We start from the raw sequence: 17,438 nt of genomic DNA, 5'->3' as shown, positions 1-17,438 counted from the left end.
GCTATAAAATACGCCTTAAGCGGCGGGGCTTTTATCCTCAAGGCCATCCCCCCGGCTGGATTTTTTCGCGCAGCCGCTTTTATTATAGAGGCAAGATTGCGCTTTCGCCTATAATTACAAAAGGGGTGCACAATTTGGAGAGGAATTTGGCGGATAAAGTAGAGAGACTAAAAAATCATATCGCATCGATGGGCAAAGTGGCAATACTACTCTCCGGCGGAGTAGACAGCACATTCTTGGCCGAGGTATCGCGGCGAACCTTGGGCGGTAACGCCGTCGCTATCACTTTTCGCTCATCCCTCGCCCCGGCAGAAGAGGCCGAAGAAGCCGCAAAGTGGGCTCAGCTTGCAAAAATGGAGCATTACATCATCGACTCAAACGAATTTGACGTTGACGAAGTCAGGGCAAACGGGCCGGATCGCTGTTACTACTGCAGGAAGCACCGCCAAGAGTTGGCCCTGGCATGGGCTGAAGAAACTGGGTGGGATGGAGCTTTTTGCGACGGCGCAAACGCCGACGACTTAAACGACTACAGGCCGGGCCTAAGGGCTGCGGACGAAGCCGGCGTGCGGCATCCGCTGGCCGAGGTGGGCTTTTCCAAAGCCGAAATAAGGAGCGCAGCCAAAGCCATGGGGTTGGAATGCTGGAACCGCCCCAGCTCGCCGTGCCTCGCATCTCGCTTCCCATACGGCTTTCCACTCTCGGCCGAGCTGCTAAAGATGGTGGAAGCCGCAGAGAAAAGCCTGCACGAAATGGGCTTTTCAGAGTTTAGAGTGAGGTGTTTCCCCCACGGGCTCGCCGTGGCGGAGGTAAGTCCAACAGAGATGGACAGGGCATGGTCACTGCGGCGCGATATCGCAAGTCTCTTGAGGGGTTTTGGCTTTTCTTTCGTGGCGATGGACCTCGAAGGGCATGTCGGCGGCAAGCTCAACCGCTCCATACAAAAAGAGAGCCGCCAGTTGCCCGACAGCCAAAATTTCAAAGGTTAACTGCGATGATAATATTTGAGGCACACACTTCAGGCGTTGACGAAGGCAGACTCCTTTCGAGCCTCGTATCGATATCGGGCGAAGCGGCTTCAAAGCGCCTGACCGACGGCAACTGGACGGAGGGCCTTTCTTTCTCCATTGAAAGCGTTGCGCGGGACGGCATGACATCCCTCAAGGTTTGCCCTTGCGTTTCCCGTGCATCGCACCATAGACATAGATCGCTGGACGAAGCGAAGTCTTGGCTCGAAAAAGTTGCCGATGCTGCCTCTGCTCCGAGGGAAGCCTTAGAAAGGGCACTCTCCGCTGTCGAATTGGTCGCGCGTTGCCGCGCATCGCTGAGCGGCACGCCTGTGGACGAAACTCCTTTAGGGATAGAAGGAGAGGTTTCGAGGATCGCCTCGGCCCTGACTTTTTTCGTCTTGCTCTCAGAGATGAAAGAAGAGGCGCTTTCGACGCCCTTGTGCGTTTCCGGAGCTCCAGACGGTGATACGTTTTTGGCGAATTCGGTCATCTTCGCCATCGCCGCCGAGAGAAACATCCCCCTTCTCGGCAGCAACCGTCACGGTGTGGGAACTTCCCCGCTCGGATGCGTGATGTTAGCTACAGGGGCGCGCTTCGTCCGTGCCCTACCTTCGATAGTTCCGCAGCGAACTTCCTATGGCGCCTCTTTCGACCCACGCTACACTACGCCCATAAGGGCCATAAAAACAAGAGATGAAAGCCTCGAAGAGGTTTATATGCTCGAGGCCACGCTCGACGACATCACAGGCGAAGAGATCGCCCTTGCCCTCGAACGCCTCCAAGAGTCGACGCTCGAGGCCCACCTCCTCCAGGGTTTGGGCAAAAAAGGCCGTCCTCTATTCGTTCTCAGGGCATTGGCTACGTACGCAGAGCTCGATGCGGCGCTCAGGTGTATCCTGGAGGATACGACGACGATAGGCGTCCGCTACTGGCCCGTTTCAAGAATGAGGATGGAGCGCAATATCGAGCAAAAGAGGCTTTGGGAGGGCGGACCTTTCGTACGAGTGAAGGTTTCCCGCTTGGGGGACCTGGTGAAAGAGAAAGTCGAGTTCGAGGACATAAAGGCCCTGAAATACCCTCCCAAAAACACCGATAGCGCTCAGTCCTGAATGCTCTTGAATATCTGCTGAAGGATCTGCTTCTTCAGTTGATCTCCCGTGCTGTTGCCCGATTCTGTTCCGCTCCCCACGGGTATATCGAGCTTGAGTTGTTGCTTGTCATCTGTGGTCCCCGTGGGTTGCTGCTCTGTAGGCTTTCTTTGGACTTGCAGGCTCATGAGTTTTGGAGAGTCGAACGTGCCGGCGATGTCGAAAGAGACCTCCCGAAAATCCCCCGTCGAAGAGCCGGGCATTATGCCGCCCAAAAGCCCTTGAAGCGCCTCTTGAATCGATGCTCCGCCCGTAGCAACCCCCTTCACAGCACCGACAAAAGCATTTAAAACTTGTAAATTCACCTCGGCCATGCCGTGAAGCTCCAGCCTCTTGGTGTAGAACACGCTTCCGTCTATGTTCACATAGCGGTAAAGCGGGTCGCCCGCTGGAGCCGTCATGTGGCTTCCCGGCATTATATACACGGAAACCCCGTCCATGACGAAGTTAACCGCTGCAGTGCTGTAAGGTATGCTTTTACGCCCGGCGATGGCGGCTGCAGCCTTGACGGCCTTAAAGTCAGCTATTTCGCCGTCTTTGGCCTGGAATTTCCCTTGCCCGGATAGGTTTTTCGTGTTCGCACCCTTGCCCTTTGCCTCCAAATCGAGCGAGGCCTTGCCGGTTACTCTCCCCTCAAGGGCTACGACCTCTTTCAGGAGCGGCTCCATATCTACGCCCTCGGCGTGCACCTTGGCCTGCCATTCCAACCCCTCCAACCATAGCGCTACGCCCGCAGTCAATTTACCACCGTATAGGAGGGCGTTCCCCTCGCCCAGCGAAAGCTTCTCGCCGTCCAAGGCTACAGGGAGCTCGACGTCGTTGAGCCTTGCTCCGCGGACGGTCAGTTCGGGCGACGTGATCCGCCCGGTCCCCTTGAGGCTTCCGCCATATTCTCCGTTGAAGTTGAAGTTCAAGGTCCCTTCAACTAAACCAGCATATCCTTCGGACAAAAACTTAGCTGCATTTATGCCCTCGCCAGAGGCCTCAAAATTGGCCTTCCACTTGCCCTCTTCGCTTTTGGCCTCCACCTTCCCGACGATAGGAGCGCCGCCGAGCGATGCGGTCAACTTCTCCGTGGCAAAATGGGTTGGGCTTCCCTTGAGCGCAACCTGGATGTTCTCCAGCGAGACCGGCCCCGCCGTCAGATGGGGCACCTGCGCCTCTGCCTGAAGCGCGGGTGCAGTCAGCGCGCCGCTCAACTGGAACGTCCCCGAAAGGCGCCCCTCTAACGGAAGCTGCGCCTCGAAGGGCAGAGCCCCCAAGGAGACCTCTTTGAACGAGCCTTTAACGTCGAGGGCACCCCCATCGGCCAAAGAGACCGCACCCGCAGCCTCAAGGCTGCCGTCCAACAGAGAGGCCTTGGCTTTTGAGATCTCCAATTTTTGAGGAGCGTAGGCGAATTGCGCCTCCAAAGCCTTGAGGCTCATGCCCTTATATAAGTTGAGTGCCGAAGACCGCGCGGTCGCCTCGATGCTCGGAGAAGCGAGCTTGCCCGACGCTTTCCACTCCACATCGACCTTACCCGCAACGCCTTCTGGAATGGCAGGCACAAAAGACCTTGCGGCCTCCACAGGCAAACCCTTGCCATCGCCCTGTAGAGCAAGCACCGGTTCCTTGAGCAGGCTTTCGATGCGTCCGGAGGCAGAAAGCGTTCCGTCGTACAACTTAGCTGATGCCGAATTGACGACGAAAGAATCGCCCTCTAACGCAAACGAGGCATCTATGGAGCGAAGCGCCACCCCCTGCACGGTTACGCTATCGGAACGCAGCGTACCGCTCAGGTTCGGGGCGAATGCTTTTCCCTCCGCCGTGAGCTTGACCTCCGCGTTGCCGTCGATATTAAGTTTTTGAGTTTGAGGGAAGTAGCTGGTCACCTTTTTTAGCGACAAGCCCGGTGCCGCAAGGGAGACGTTTATGCGCGGTTCTTCCTCCAAAAACACCTTGCCCGTGGCCGTGGCCTGAGAACCCATAAAGAGCCCCTTACTGCTTAAGGAAATCTCTTTTTTAGAAGAAAGCCCAGCCGTCGCTTCAATGGACTCGACCGGAATGCCCGCGACCTTCAGGGAAGGGATTGAAACCTTCACCTCTCCAGTGGGCGTTAAGAGAGACCCGGCCAGCGAGAGCGTGGCCTTCTCTACCTTTCCCTCCACGGGCGGGAGTTTAGGAAATATCTGCCGCGCTTGAGCGAGATCAAACCCTTCTGCATTTAGTGTCAACTTAGTCTGCAAATTCTCGAGCGTCAAGGCAAGCGACCCGCCTACCGATGCGCCAAGGACTTTCCCCTCGATGGGCTCTACGTACAGCTTGCCCTCGGCAAAGCGCCACTTGCCAGTGGCCTTATCGATGGCGGTCCCGTATATCTTGCCGCCGCTTACGGCCAATTCTCCCTCGATCGAAGGAGCACTCAACGGGCCTCGAGCGGTAAAGGCGCCGGATAGCTTTCCCTCTACGCCCAGTTTTTGGGAGGCCGGCCAAAGTGCCGTCAATCTGACGAGATCGAGCCCTTCGAGCTTTCCAGAAAGATCGAGCTCCGGATAGAGCTTTCCCGAGGCCTCAAGCACGGCTCCGCCCATCCTCACTGTGTCTTTTTCTAAAACGATGGTGCCTTTGTCTATCCTGACCCTTCCCTCCTCCTCGACCTCTATATCCGAAACCTTCCCTTTGAAGCTAAAGTCAACGGCGGAAGGGGAGAGATTGGCTTTCCCCTGCGATATGGCAAAACTGACCTGAGGTATCGTTACCGCGATATCGCTGACATTGATCTCGAGCTCGGGCAGAACGAGCTCCCCTCCCGGCCCTGCCGGGAAAAGTTCCTTCAATCTCGCAGGGTCCTTTATGTCGACTGCTACCCTTTTTAGGTTGACGGAACTCAGCGCAACCTTTCCTTTCAGCAGGCCCGAGAGGTCCAGGTTTAAGTTGATCTTCTCGGCCGAGAGGTCAAGCCCCACAGGGGAGGTGAGAGAAAGTCCCTCTATCGAATAGCCTACTATAGGATTTCCGCGGACCGACGAAACCGATATATCGCCGTTGATCGCCTGGCCGGCTGACTCCAACTCTTTGGCAACCTGCTCGCTTCCTATGTCGCTGTTTAAAAGCACGATGAACCCTATCGCCAAAACGGCTACGACGATGCCGGCGCATATCAAAATCCACTTGGATAACTTCTTCTTATCCACGCCGTTCACCTCCTAAATTTACCTTTTTATTATACCCTGCCGCCTGGCGAAGAGGTCGGTAGCTTTATGGATTTAGCCTGGGATGTGGATAAGTGGAGCCAATTGTGGATAAATCGCAAAAATTTACACTTTTGTTACATCTGCGCCAATTCGGCGGGTCTCTGGACGGCCATTATCTGAAGCGGGTCGTTCAACACGACCTCGGCCCCTCTGTATCCCGCCGTAACCTTGCCTACTATCCTAAAAGGGCGCCCTTTCAGCTCGTCCAGGGAAGGAAAGAGGTGCAGATTGTCTTTATAGACCACAACGACGCTCCTGCCTTTACCCTGGACCAATAAGTATCGACTGCCGCTGTGCACTATCTCCTCCGGCTTTACCCTCAAGGTGACGAAAAATCCGGCAAGGTACGGCAATTCGGCCCACATCTGTTCGGGCGTAAAAAACCTCCATTTTGCCCTGCCCCACAGGCCCTTTTCCCGACGTTGCGCCCTCGAAGCAGCCTCGCGTATGAGAGGCAGATATCGCTCGTTTGGGGGGAATACGTAAGGAAGGGCCAATCCCCTCTCCACCAAAACGGCGTTGACCAACTCCCTTCCCGACGGCGTCTCGAGCCACACATAAGCCAGCAAGCGCCCGTATCTGTCTTTTGTCACTTGGTCGAGCTCAAGGGCCACCCGCCTGCCCTGCACAAGCGCCCTGTTGGCCAAGTATGCCTCTTTCCCTAACTCCTCCTCCCCGCGCTTGGGGTGGTGAAGTTCGGGAGTATCGATCAAAAGATACCGCACCGTCTCCACAGCACCTGAAGCAAGCTCTACCTTTACCGTGTCGCCATCTACTACTTCTTTTACGGTGCCATAAAGAAGCTCAGCATGCCCACATTGTGCCGATATGAGGGCAAAAAGCAGCACCGCCAAGGTTAAATACTTCTTCATAAAAACCACTCCCATTGCTGTGGCTCGATGTCTCCTTATGTTACATCAAACCTCATCTACCGCCATGTTTTGGACACCTGCGACGACATGCACCGCTAAGCGCCATCAACTGCCGCTCGGTTTCATCAAAACCGACAAAAAACCGTCGAACTATTGCTTTCATTCTACTACGATGTTATGATTTTTCTACAGCCTGCTCATGTTTTGCCTGAGGTGGCCGAACGACACAAAGGCATAGGTGGTCATAAGTGTCGAGGTTGCAGTAAAGTCTTCGGAGTCTTTGATGCTCCGACTAAGCGCGTTTTCGCAAAAATGGCGTGCTTTATCTGGGAGGTGATAAAGAAAATATGAGGATAGCGTTAGAATTTGCTCCTACAGCGGGGAAGCTTATACTCCCCATTCACTATAATAGCATAATACAAGGTTTTATCTACAACCACATCGATCGAGCTATTTCAGACCACCTCCACAACGAAGGTACGCCTTTTGAGAAACGACAGTTCCGTTTCTTCACCTTTAGCCGCATAACCGGAAGATACATGATGAATGACAAAAACATTGAGTTTACGGGCCCTGCCAAAATATATATATCTTCAGTCCATGAAAACCTTTTAGAATCGATGGTAAAACATCTCCTCGTGGAAGGGCAAATGCAATTAGAAGGTAACCTATGTGAACTTATACGAATAGAAGTAGAAGAAAGGCCAAAGTTAGCTCGACCAATAAAATTCAAAGCGCTTTCGCCCATTACGGTCTATAGCACTCTGACAATGGGTGATGGGCGCAAAAAGACTTATTACTACAGCCCAACAGAACAAGATTGGGAAATCCAAGTCCTCACAAATCTGTGGCGAAAAAGTCAGGCACTGGGTTTAGGCCCCAAAAACCCAGAATACTTAAAAGGGGCACGGATTAAACCGATTCGCGTAGGCAAACAAGACTTAAGAATTGTGAAATATCGCGACACCGTGATCAAAGGTTGGACAGGAGTCTATGAATTAGACCTGCCAGAAGACTTCTTCTACCTCGCCTATGATGCCGGTTTGGGAGCTAAAAACAGTCAGGGGTTTGGGATGATTAAGACAGTTTGATTTAAGCGGGATGTTTTTTGAAAACCAAAAACATTAGAAACTAAATGTCATAGTTAAAGCAGGTGGATATAATGAGTCACAGCGTGTCTATCAATTTATCTAGTCCCACTGGTAATTTCTGGATAGATAACGGGTTAGTTACCCTGTATTGTGAATTTGGAGAGGGTGATTATGATTCAGATTATATTCTAGAAAAACTAACGGAAAAATTAGTGCTAAAAACTGGTGGAAAAACTAAATATTTCGATCAAAAAAAGAAAGAAATCGTGGAGTACGAAAAGGTTAATTGGAAATATCCAACGAACCAATTTATTAGAGTGTCAGGAAAATCTGATGAAAAAGTTGAAATCGACGGAGAAACTTATCCCACTCAACCGCCTGTTTTTGACCTTAATTTAAGCTTAAGTAAAACACCCGGGGTTTGCGATATCTGTGGAACAAAGGCTCCTGTTACAGACGCTAAGATGTGGATATTCCCTTTCATAGTAGAACCATCTAAGTTTGGGAACTTCTATTCAGGTTCAAAACAAGGTTTTAAGTTTTGTGCTCGTTGTGCATTGGCTGGACTGGCGGGTTACATAGGATGGCTTTGGAAGGTCCAAAGAAAGGGCCAAGGAAAGGCTCAAAGGAGTGTGCTTCACTTTTTTATCTTTCACTCTGATCTTAGAACAATGGAAAGACTTCATCGTGAGGTATTTGTGCCTTTAAGAATAGAAGGGGATAAGAGCGGCAATACTCCTCGTTTGCCTTTCTGGGGACTGTATATCCATGAAACAACCCTTGGACTGTTGCTTTCGCTTTTTTCATACATTTCAGATCCTCAGGATGTTCCCGAAGAGACGAACAAATGCTTGGTTTCCTTGTTTAAAGTAGATTCCATGTCTTTCCTCCCACCCCAACCTATTACGCTTTATGCAGTTACAGGTATAATGGGGCAGCATTTTTTTATGAAGTTAAAAGAATTTACAAAACTTCATTTCGTTTATCGAATTTATGAAAAATGGGTAAATGAGCTTGAACGAAAAGAAATAAATAATCCACCCCAACAAATAGCATGGATATTCCGACAGTTCGTGTCTCGACAAGAGAATAAAAAAGAAGAAACACTATGGCGTGATAAGATTGCTTGGGCAATACTTCATTTTACAGATCCATTTCCGTTTCTGGAAACATTCATTTTTGACGTACGTGCTAAGGAAAACCCCACAAAACCTTTGGTAATGGGGACTTTAGATATGTTTAATGTCTATCTCAGGGAGGTGCTTGATATGGATGAGCAGTTTCAACGAACCCTTGCCGGGTTCGGTTATGCACTAGGAAAGGCAGCAAAAGAACATAGTGAAATGGGCCTGCTTTATGCTTTACGCAACGCGAAAAAACCAGAAGAATTTTATCGTGTATTAAATGATGCACAATTTCGCTTAGAAATGACCATCCCGGAAGCTCTGCTTCGCATTGAAAAAGGAGAACGTATCTCCGGTGTGCCTTGGGTAAGAGTCAAAACCTTACTTGCAATTTATGCAATGAATAGCTATTTGAGAGAAAATGCTAAACAAGAAAAAGATTCTGCAACTTCAGAAAAGGAGGAGTAAACATGTGCAAGGCGATTGCTATAGGTTATTTGATCAAAGTTTCAGCAGCAAACGTGAACGCCTCCTATACAGAGGGTAACGTCATAGTCACTAAAAAAGTAACCCTTCCTGATGGCAGCACAATACCCTATATTTCTGGGCAAGCTATACGCCGAATGTTGAGAGATCGATTGGCTGAACTGGGGCATGCCCTATCAGAGCCCTTTGCCGAGGTTAGTGGACAGCAAGTGACCCCGCCTATTCGTCCCTGGGAGTATGTAGATGAAGATTTCTTTGGTTATCTAGACCCCAAAGGATATCGTCGGACTTCACCTGTAAGGGTATCTGCGGCAGTGGGGTTATTCCCTTTTCAAGGTGATCGCGATCTTGGAACTAGGTCGTTTGAGCGTTTTGGGCAAGCAATGTCGGCGGGAGGCAATATATTTGAAACGGAATTATATGCAAATCTATTTAAAGGTACGATTTTGGTTGAGCTCGACAGAATAGGTGTATTCCCTACTTTAGAGATCAAAGAAAAAGAACAAAAAGAACTTCCTATCCCTGACCGCAGAAAAAGGTTACAAGATTTATTGGAGGCTCTGAATATATTGTGGGGCGGAGGACGAACTGCCAGGATGCTTACGGATCTTTCGCCAAAATTTATCGCATACAGCAGACTTAACGTCAAACATCCAGTTTTCCTTGAAGCCCTAAGTGCTCAATATGAAAATAATAAATATGTCCTGGAATTAGAGCCCCTCTTAAATGCACTATATAAGTTTGAAACGTATCGCAAGAGCACAATATTCGGATTAGAACCGGGTGTTTTTGATAATGAGCTTGAAATCAGAGACTGCCTTAAAAATTATGGAGGAGTTGTGTCTGTGCATGAGGCCCTTCAAAAGGCCAAAAAAGAGGTGGAAGACTTGTGGAAATGATACTTTGCTTGAAAGTTCAGTCGCCAGTTGTTTCTTTCCGACGACCTTTAGATCACAACTATCAACGTACACTGACCTTACCTCCTCCTACTACTCTCATTGGTCTTGCTGGTTCTGCATTGGGACTCTCAGATCGCGAGCTTTGGGCAAAAAATAGTCTTTTAAATGATGTAAAAGTTTCAGTCTGGATGGATCAAGAACCGGGCCGTGCTAGTGATATGTGGACATTGTTGAAAATTAAAGATATGAAAATGGAACGCTCTCCTTACATGCGTGAACTTTTGTTTGGCGTATTTTATACGATCATCTATAACGCTGATGAACAGCTACTTACAAACTTATATCAAGCTTTTCAAAACCCTGCCTATCCCTTATCGCTTGGGCGAGAAGACGAGTTGATATTAGTAGAAAATATAACAATAGATGAAGCCTCTCCGGGTGAACCTATATTTTACGGTACAGTAATAGCGGGTGATGTAAGAAAAATGCAGATTTATCCGATGCTTGAACCAGGGATACAATTTGAACCACCCATAATCGCTGAACTTCCTTTGAATTTTAGTGTTGACAATAAAAGGTTGCGCCATCCACAAAATTATGCCGTTTTAAGTTTTTTGCCTTTTCAGTTAAAAATGGAAATACCGGAAATGCAAGCCCTAAAATATCAAGGGAGAAACTTCGTATGGATGAACTGCTAGCTAAACCTGACATGTCTCTTTTAAGGCATTCAACAGATGTAATGCATTTAGGCAATGACCTTGCTAACCGTATGAAGCTAAATAGTCGTTTACGCCTGAAAGCTTTACTTGCTTGCGCGTTACACGACATAGGAAAGGCAACAATAGACTTTCAGGAATATATACGTCGTAAAAAAAGAAAAGCCTATCCCCATGCTCTGGCTTCTTTTCCGCTTATATTAGCAGCTGAAGGCATGATGAACAATTATTATCGTTGGGACAGCTACGAATTAACGGCAACAGCATCTGTCTTAACTCATCATTCCCCTTTAGGGCCTGAACTTTATAGAGGTTTTGAAGCTCCAGGATATCATCCTAATCTAAAAATATTTTTAGGAGATCTATGGAATTTACTTGAATCTTACGAAGTAAATGGGCTACCAGGTGTAGAACAATTTTTACAATTTACACAACCATTACTTAATAAGGATAGCTCGCCTGCTACCATTCTCGATTGTGTAATTCATGCTAAGGGACAGTTGAAATACAGCATAAGAGGCCTATTGCAAGTTTTGCCAGCTCATGATTTTGCCCAAGTAAAGTCAGTGTTGCATCTTGCAGATTGGTTAGCCTCGGCAGGTAAGCATGATGCTTCTGTATTGTTTTTGAATAGTGGCAAGCAGATAGTCAAATCCTTTACAAGTCAATTCCCATTACGAAACTTCCAACGACAAGCAGAAGATAGCTATAATGATAATATTCAACTTCGAGCCCCCACAGGTACAGGTAAAACCGAAGCACTTTTGCTATGGGCAAACGACGCTGAGCGTTTAATCTATTTGCTACCCACCCAGGCTACTGTCAATGCCATGTGGAAGCGCCTGCAATGTATCTATGGCGATGACTATGTAGCACTGGCGCATGAGCGAGCTAACTACATGCTTCGCAATGAAAGTGATGAAGACCCCTTAGAAATGCGCTTGTTCGGTTCTGTATTCGCCAAACCCGTAACTGTAGCAACCCTCGACCAGTACCTGTTCGCGCACCTTAACGGGCGCCATTGGGAAGAGCGCAGATGCTTTGCTAAACAAGCTACGGTCGTTTTGGACGAGATTCATGCTTATGAACCTTATACGTTGGGGCTTCTTGTGAAAGCGCTTAAAACAGATGCACCTGCTCGCTTTGCGATAGCCAGCGCCACACTCCCGCCGTCGTTATTAAAGCTATTCCCCAAAGGAACGTTAATAGAGGCCGAACACAACCTATGGCAACGGACTCGTCATCGATTACACCTTGAAGATGACTTGCTGCAAAATGTTTTAGGAAGAGCTTTATCTTTCGCTACTAGCGGCAAAAGGGTCCTAATAGTGGTTAATACTATTCGCGAAGCCCAAATGCTTTATCAAACATTGAAAAACGAGTTAAATTGGGATAAATGCCATTTACTGCATGCTCGTTTCACCTTTAGGGACAGACAAGAAAAAGAAGAAAAAGTAAAAGACCCCAAGCCAGGTACCATTTTTATCGCCACTCAAATAGTCGAAGTTAGTTTAGATATTTCCTATGATATGCTTTTAACCGAAATAGCTCCAATTGACGCATTAGTCCAACGCATGGGTCGGGTTAACCGAAGTGGCGACCAACCTCAAACTCCAGTAATTGTGTGTTGTAAATACTCCGAAAACTCTAAGCATGTTTATGGCAAAGAAATACTTGACTATAGCCTTGAAATTTTAAAAGAGCTACCTGCATCACCAACCGACCAGGATTTGGCCAATGCCACCGATAGACTTTATTCTCACATTATGGCTTTAGAAAGTTGGAACAAGGAATTTAACGAAGGGGCTCAAACATTGGAGGAAGTTCAAAACATCTTAGGATGTTACACAATAGATTTATCGGATGAAAATATGCGCGACAAATTCATCACTCGTCGAGGCCAGATATCTGTTGATGTAATACCTGCGGCGTTTTTACAAGATGTATATCATCTTTATGAAATAGGCGAGGCTTGGCGTATAGTAGAATACCTAACGCCAGTGCCAATTTGGTGGATCTATCAATTTAGCGATCGATTCCCTCCATGTAAAGACATTCAACATCCCGTTGCTGACCTTCCTTATAATAGCGAGATTGGCCTGCTGCCGCCTTATTTGGAGGAAGATCAAGATGATATGTCTAAAACGCATAGTCTAAAGGACATATTTATATAATCATGGAACAGCAAAAAGAACCGCAACAAGGTAATGAAATTGAATTTTATAACGAGGAGCAATTCCTCTACACTGGCACCCAAGTGTACTACTATGTAATATGCCATAGAAAACTTTGGCTTTACTCTCATCGGGTAGAATTAGAAAAATCGAGCGACAAGGTCGCTTTAGGTGCCCTCCTTCACGAAACAAGTTACCCACGTTTGAAGAAACGCGAGATGCTGATTGATTCTTTAATCAAAATAGATGTTTTAGAAGAAAGCGGCAAAATTCTTGAAGTAAAATATTCGAGCAAAATGATAGAAGCTTCAAGGCTGCAAGTGCTGTATTACCTTTACTACCTAAAGCGCAAGGGTTTTGATGGACTGGTCGGTGAATTGCGCTTCCCGCGACAGAAAAGAAAAGAAGACGTGATATTAACCGAGGAAAAAGAAGGAGAAGTTAAAGCAGCCCTACAGAATATAGCGCAATTAATCGAGCCTCCAAGTCCGCCCATTGTCGAATGGTCTGGTATATGCCGCCCTTGTGCTTACGCGGAGTTCTGTTGGGGGTAGGAATATGAGAAAACCTATATACATATTTTCAAGTGGAACCCTCGAAAGGCAGCAGAACACATTAGTTTTCAAGGATGGCGATGGCAAAAAGCGGTATATGCCGGTCGAAACAATAGCCGATATCCATGTATTTGGCGAACTCGACTTTAATAAACGGTTACTTGAGTTCCTAACCCAAAACGAAATCACTCTGCATTTCTTTAACCATTATGGTTACTATATTGGCTCGTTTTATCCGAGGGAATATTATAATTCAGGTTATTTAATATTAAAACAGGCAGAATATTATTTAGATATATTAAAACGGATGGATTTAGCGAAAAAATTCGTCTATGGTGCCATCAATAATATGAATAAAGTTTTAGAATATTATATAAGAAGAGGAGCCGAAGAGCTTTCAACTACGCTGGAAGAGTTAAGTCACATTAGCTCTGCTGTCGAAACCCAGGACTCGCCTGAGGCGCTGATGGCAATCGAAGGCAACGCTCGTGAAATTTACTACAGTGCCTTTGATATCATTACGGACAGTGAAGATTTTTCCTTCGCCAAAAGGACGCGAAGGCCTCCGCAGAATCGTCTTAATGCCCTGATTAGCTTCGGAAATTCTCTGCTTTACGTTACCGTTTTAAGTGAGATCTACAGAACGCACTTAGATCCCAGAATCGGTTTTTTGCACTCTACCAATTTTAGGCGTTTTAGCCTAAATTTGGATGTGGCAGAAGTGTTTAAGCCCATCTTTGTCGACAGATTGATATTCTCCTTAATAAATAAAAACCAACTGAAGGCAAAGGACTTCTCTACCGGTGTTGAAGGGGTATTTCTCTCTGAGTCAGGACGGCAAACATTTATAGAAGAATGGGAAAACAAGCTAAAAACAACCATTGACTATCCCCCTTTAAAGCGAAAAGTCTCTTATCGCAGCTTAATAAGGCTTGATCTGTACAAAATTGAAAAACACCTTTTAGGAGATAAGCCTTATGAGCCTTATGCTTCAAGGTGGTAAATATGTTTGTAATTATGGCTTATGACGTTAACGTAGAACGCGTTACAAAGGTCCTGCACGTAGGAAGACGGTATCTAAATTGGGTTCAAAACTCCCTCTTAGAGGGCGAGCTCACCAAGGCACAACTTGCCAGACTTAAAGCAGATCTACACAAAATAATCAACGATGAGCAGGACTCTGTTGTCTTTTATATATCGCGCCGAGAACAATATCTCGAAAGGCAAACCTTAGGCCTAAACAAAGGCGGTCAAACCACGATGATATAATTTTTGTCGACCCCTGGTAGTGTAAAAATGCCTGGGGATCGACAAAGCTCCCGATGACCTCTAAACTCAGTAATTATCACTATCCTTCAACTTGAAAAAGCGCTTGACTTCCACACCCATGTAAGTTATAATTTCTGTAGCCATCGGATACGGAATTGGTTTTTAGCCTACCTATGAGGAATTGAAACTAAGACATTCAGCAATATATTGTAAAAGACCAATACGGTTTTTAGCCTACCTATGAGGAATTGAAACAGCAGAAGCGCTGGGAAGAGCAGTCTCAGGCTATGGTTTTTAGCCTACCTATGAGGAATTGAAACAGTCCTTAGTGTTTTCAGCAATCGCTGCATCATTAAAGTTTTTAGCCTACCTATGAGGAATTGAAACTATAAATGCCCTCCTTGATCCGCCATGCCTTGGCTTGTTTTTAGCCTACCTATGAGGAATTGAAACTGCTCACCTCCGCACCAAGATAGGCGTTTAGTGCCAAGTTTTTAGCCTACCTATGAGGAATTGAAACCAATGTTGTTGTAGCGGGAGCAGCTTGCACTGTTAGTGTTTTTAGCCTACCTATGAGGAATTGAAACCAAACTTGCCTGTTTTTGAGTTCTTGTAAGGAATCAGGTGTTTTTAGCCTACCTATGAGGAATTGAAACGGGATTTTCTACGACTATGACGTAGCTTCTGCATATCCGTTTTTAGCCTACCTATGAGGAATTGAAACTTGTTTCATCAATAACTCTTTTGCAATCTTTTCAACTGGTTTTTAGCCTACCTATGAGGAATTGAAACCAACGATTCTACCCCTATCAAGTGATCCCTGCCACGTTTTTAGCCTACCTATGAGGAATTGAAACTTCTGATACCGATGGACTTTTACCTTTGGGCCGATGTTTTTAGCCTACCTATGAGGAATTGAAACAGGCGGTGCAATCTCAACACAGTCATCACCTAAAAGTGTTTTTAGCCTACCTATGAGGAATTGAAACTTGAAAAACGAGAGCCGCCAAAAGACGCTTTAGATAGTTTTTAGCCTACCTATGAGGAATTGAAACGCGACGAAGGTATTTTGAAATACTTTGCAGACAATCTGTTTTTAGCCTACCTATGAGGAATTGAAACTTTAATATTATAGGTGCTATCGCTGCCTGCAACATAGTTTTTAGCCTACCTATGAGGAATTGAAACTAAATGTGTTATTATGCCGCCATGATGTAGGCCCAGGTTTTTAGCCTACCTATGAGGAATTGAAACGCGTGGGATACGACAGGGAGTCTTGGTCGCTCCATGGTTTTTAGCCTACCTATGAGGAATTGAAACTAATTAGAGGAATCAATGAGGAATGCGCCCATCCTTGTTTTTAGCCTACCTATGAGGAATTGAAACTAATTACCATCATCACCTATTGGTCCTGCATATTTTGGTTTTTAGCCTACCTATGAGGAATTGAAACAGCTGAACGAGCAAAAATTCTTAACATAATTAGAGGAGTTTTTAGCCTACCTATGAGGAATTGAAACGTGTAGCGGCATGGCTAAAGTGGGGAGACGACATTAAGTTTTTAGCCTACCTATGAGGAATTGAAACTATTTGCTAAAATGGGGTAGCTCGCAGATGAGCAGGTTTTTAGCCTACCTATGAGGAATTGAAACTCTATGGAGCGGGTGAAAACACGATCTCTGTGATCGGTTTTTAGCCTACCTATGAGGAATTGAAACTTTTAATACTATATAGCAATGGTCTCAAATAACTTTTCGTTTTTAGCCTACCTATGAGGAATTGAAACTTTGGATAAGCTGGGCTATAAGCTCATCGTTTCTCGGTTTTTAGCCTACCTATGAGGAATTGAAACGCAGTTTTAATCTCAAGGCCGTGGAGGATGTTACCAGCGTTTTTAGCCTACCTATGAGGAATTGAAACTAGAGCCGGAGTGTTGATGCTACAAGCGTGGACTACGTTTTTAGCCTACCTATGAGGAATTGAAACTTTTTATAGTAAAATTCTATTCGCTTTAAAATAGATCGCGTTTTTAGCCTACCTATGAGGAATTGAAACGGCACATCTCACCCATTCCAAAGTTGGCGAATAGATGTTTTTAGCCTACCTATGAGGAATTGAAACAAGTTAGAGCTGCTTTAGGCATCGAATAGGAGGCAGTTTTTAGCCTACCTATGAGGAATTGAAACTTCATTAAGTTGTTCATCTTTCAAACTATCATTTTTCCGTTTTTAGCCTACCTATGAGGAATTGAAACTTGGGATCTTGGGAATACGAGCCTCCCGATAGGGTTATGTTTTTAGCCTACCTATGAGGAATTGAAACGTCTGAAGTTAGGTGTGGGCAATTCGCTTATGTCCCTAGTTTTTAGCCTACCTATGAGGAATTGAAACTGCAACTGTAATAGAATATTCATCATTAGTATAAAGTTTTTAGCCTACCTATGAGGAATTGAAACAAGATTGGCGAAAGTGGCTGAACGCAGAAGGAAACTGTTTTTAGCCTACCTATGAGGAATTGAAACAAAACAAGACAACATATTCTCAATATGGTCTATGCCAAGTTTTTAGCCTACCTATGAGGAATTGAAACTTGAGACCACTCCCAAAGCAACCATTTATCCTCTGGTTTTTAGCCTACCTATGAGGAATTGAAACAATGTTTCAAAAGCTCTACATCGTCCCTCAACATACTGTTTTTAGCCTACCTATGAGGAATTGAAACTACAACTCCCACAATTCCACTTCTCTTTCCTTCGTCGGTTTTAGCCTACCTATGAGGAATTGAAACTCTTCTTTCTTAAAAAACACACACAATATATAATCATCTGTTTTTATCCTACATATGAGGAAGTGAAACTTT

12 protein-coding genes and 1 CRISPR repeat array are annotated in these 17,438 nt (G+C 46.1%); of the genes, 10 read left to right on the top strand and 2 right to left on the bottom strand.

Going from position 1 to position 17,438, the window contains the following annotated elements; all coding sequences use genetic code 11:
- Nucleotides 1-134 precede the first annotated feature (134 nt).
- Nucleotides 135-989: an ATP-dependent sacrificial sulfur transferase LarE gene (gene larE / locus EZM41_RS04780; protein ID WP_198470000.1), complete on the top strand. Its 855-nt coding sequence runs from the start codon at nt 135-137 to the stop codon at nt 987-989.
- Nucleotides 990-994: 5 nt separating this feature from the next.
- Nucleotides 995-2,119, top strand: a complete 1,125-nt coding sequence (gene larC, locus EZM41_RS04775; protein ID WP_198469999.1) for a nickel insertion protein — start codon at nt 995-997, stop codon at nt 2,117-2,119.
- Here the strand turns inward: larC and EZM41_RS14320 are convergent.
- Nucleotides 2,110-5,334 carry an AsmA-like C-terminal region-containing protein gene (locus EZM41_RS14320; protein WP_198469998.1) on the bottom strand — a complete coding sequence of 1,075 codons (3,225 nt, stop codon included), beginning with the start codon at nt 5,332-5,334 and terminating at the stop codon, nt 2,110-2,112. The genes larC and EZM41_RS14320 overlap by 10 nt on opposite strands.
- Nucleotides 5,335-5,468: 134 nt before the next feature.
- Nucleotides 5,469-6,266, bottom strand: a complete 798-nt coding sequence (locus EZM41_RS04765) for a thermonuclease family protein (protein WP_198469997.1) — start codon at nt 6,264-6,266, stop codon at nt 5,469-5,471.
- A gap of 347 nt (nt 6,267-6,613) precedes the next feature.
- On the opposite strand from EZM41_RS04765, the gene cas6 reads away from it, so the two are divergent.
- The 8 genes from cas6 to cas2 all read left to right on the top strand — a co-directional run bounded on the left by cas6 (nt 6,614) and on the right by cas2 (nt 14,579).
- Nucleotides 6,614-7,357: a CRISPR-associated endoribonuclease Cas6 gene (cas6, locus tag EZM41_RS04760; protein WP_198469996.1), complete on the top strand. Its 744-nt coding sequence runs from the start codon at nt 6,614-6,616 to the stop codon at nt 7,355-7,357.
- 71 nt (nt 7,358-7,428) lie between these two features.
- Entirely contained in the window at nt 7,429-8,949 is a 1,521-nt protein-coding gene (locus EZM41_RS04755; RefSeq protein ID WP_198469995.1) for a hypothetical protein, read from the top strand.
- Nucleotides 8,950-8,951: 2 nt separating this feature from the next.
- Nucleotides 8,952-9,866, top strand: coding sequence for a type I-B CRISPR-associated protein Cas7/Cst2/DevR (gene cas7i / locus EZM41_RS04750; RefSeq protein WP_198469994.1), 915 nt, complete (start codon nt 8,952-8,954; stop codon nt 9,864-9,866).
- Nucleotides 9,863-10,564: a CRISPR-associated protein Cas5 gene (gene cas5 / locus EZM41_RS04745; protein WP_232619081.1), complete on the top strand. Its 702-nt coding sequence runs from the start codon at nt 9,863-9,865 to the stop codon at nt 10,562-10,564. Before cas7i ends, cas5 begins: the two co-directional genes overlap by 4 nt.
- Nucleotides 10,549-12,756: a CRISPR-associated helicase Cas3' gene (gene cas3, locus EZM41_RS04740; protein WP_198469992.1), complete on the top strand. Its 2,208-nt coding sequence runs from the start codon at nt 10,549-10,551 to the stop codon at nt 12,754-12,756. The genes cas5 and cas3 overlap by 16 nt, the downstream gene beginning before the upstream one ends.
- Before the next feature lie 2 nt (nt 12,757-12,758).
- Complete coding sequence (cas4, locus tag EZM41_RS04735) at nt 12,759-13,310, top strand: CRISPR-associated protein Cas4 (RefSeq protein WP_198469991.1); 552 nt, start codon at nt 12,759-12,761, stop codon at nt 13,308-13,310.
- 4 nt (nt 13,311-13,314) lie between these two features.
- Nucleotides 13,315-14,313, top strand: coding sequence for a type I-B CRISPR-associated endonuclease Cas1b (gene cas1b, locus EZM41_RS04730; RefSeq protein WP_198469990.1), 999 nt, complete (start codon nt 13,315-13,317; stop codon nt 14,311-14,313).
- 2 nt (nt 14,314-14,315) lie between these two features.
- On the top strand, nt 14,316-14,579 hold the full coding sequence (gene cas2 / locus EZM41_RS04725; protein WP_198469989.1) for a CRISPR-associated endonuclease Cas2: 264 nt from the start codon (nt 14,316-14,318) through the stop codon (nt 14,577-14,579).
- Between the two features lie 158 nt (nt 14,580-14,737).
- A CRISPR array of direct repeats spans nt 14,738-17,435; the repeat unit is 30 nt; unit sequence GTTTTTAGCCTACCTATGAGGAATTGAAAC.
- Nucleotides 17,436-17,438 lie beyond the last annotated feature (3 nt).

It is taken from the genome of Acetomicrobium sp. S15 = DSM 107314 (assembly GCF_016125955.1).
GTDB classification, from domain to species: Bacteria; Synergistota; Synergistia; order Synergistales; family Thermosynergistaceae; genus Thermosynergistes; species Thermosynergistes pyruvativorans.
The sequence above is the reverse complement of the archived record's forward strand: the minus strand, read 5'-3'. Positions and strand labels throughout refer to the sequence as shown.

Coding starts and splice junctions, on each gene's coding strand:
- larC (WP_198469999.1), top strand. CDS start 995: ATGATAATATTTGAGGCACACACTTCAGGCGTTGACGAAGGCAGACTC.
- EZM41_RS04765 (WP_198469997.1), bottom strand. CDS start 6,266: ATGAAGAAGTATTTAACCTTGGCGGTGCTGCTTTTTGCCCTCATATCG.
- cas6 (WP_198469996.1), top strand. CDS start 6,614: ATGAGGATAGCGTTAGAATTTGCTCCTACAGCGGGGAAGCTTATACTC.
- EZM41_RS04755 (WP_198469995.1), top strand. CDS start 7,429: ATGAGTCACAGCGTGTCTATCAATTTATCTAGTCCCACTGGTAATTTC.
- cas7i (WP_198469994.1), top strand. CDS start 8,952: ATGTGCAAGGCGATTGCTATAGGTTATTTGATCAAAGTTTCAGCAGCA.
- cas5 (WP_232619081.1), top strand. CDS start 9,863: ATGATACTTTGCTTGAAAGTTCAGTCGCCAGTTGTTTCTTTCCGACGA.
- cas3 (WP_198469992.1), top strand. CDS start 10,549: ATGGATGAACTGCTAGCTAAACCTGACATGTCTCTTTTAAGGCATTCA.
- cas4 (WP_198469991.1), top strand. CDS start 12,759: ATGGAACAGCAAAAAGAACCGCAACAAGGTAATGAAATTGAATTTTAT.
- cas1b (WP_198469990.1), top strand. CDS start 13,315: ATGAGAAAACCTATATACATATTTTCAAGTGGAACCCTCGAAAGGCAG.
- cas2 (WP_198469989.1), top strand. CDS start 14,316: ATGTTTGTAATTATGGCTTATGACGTTAACGTAGAACGCGTTACAAAG.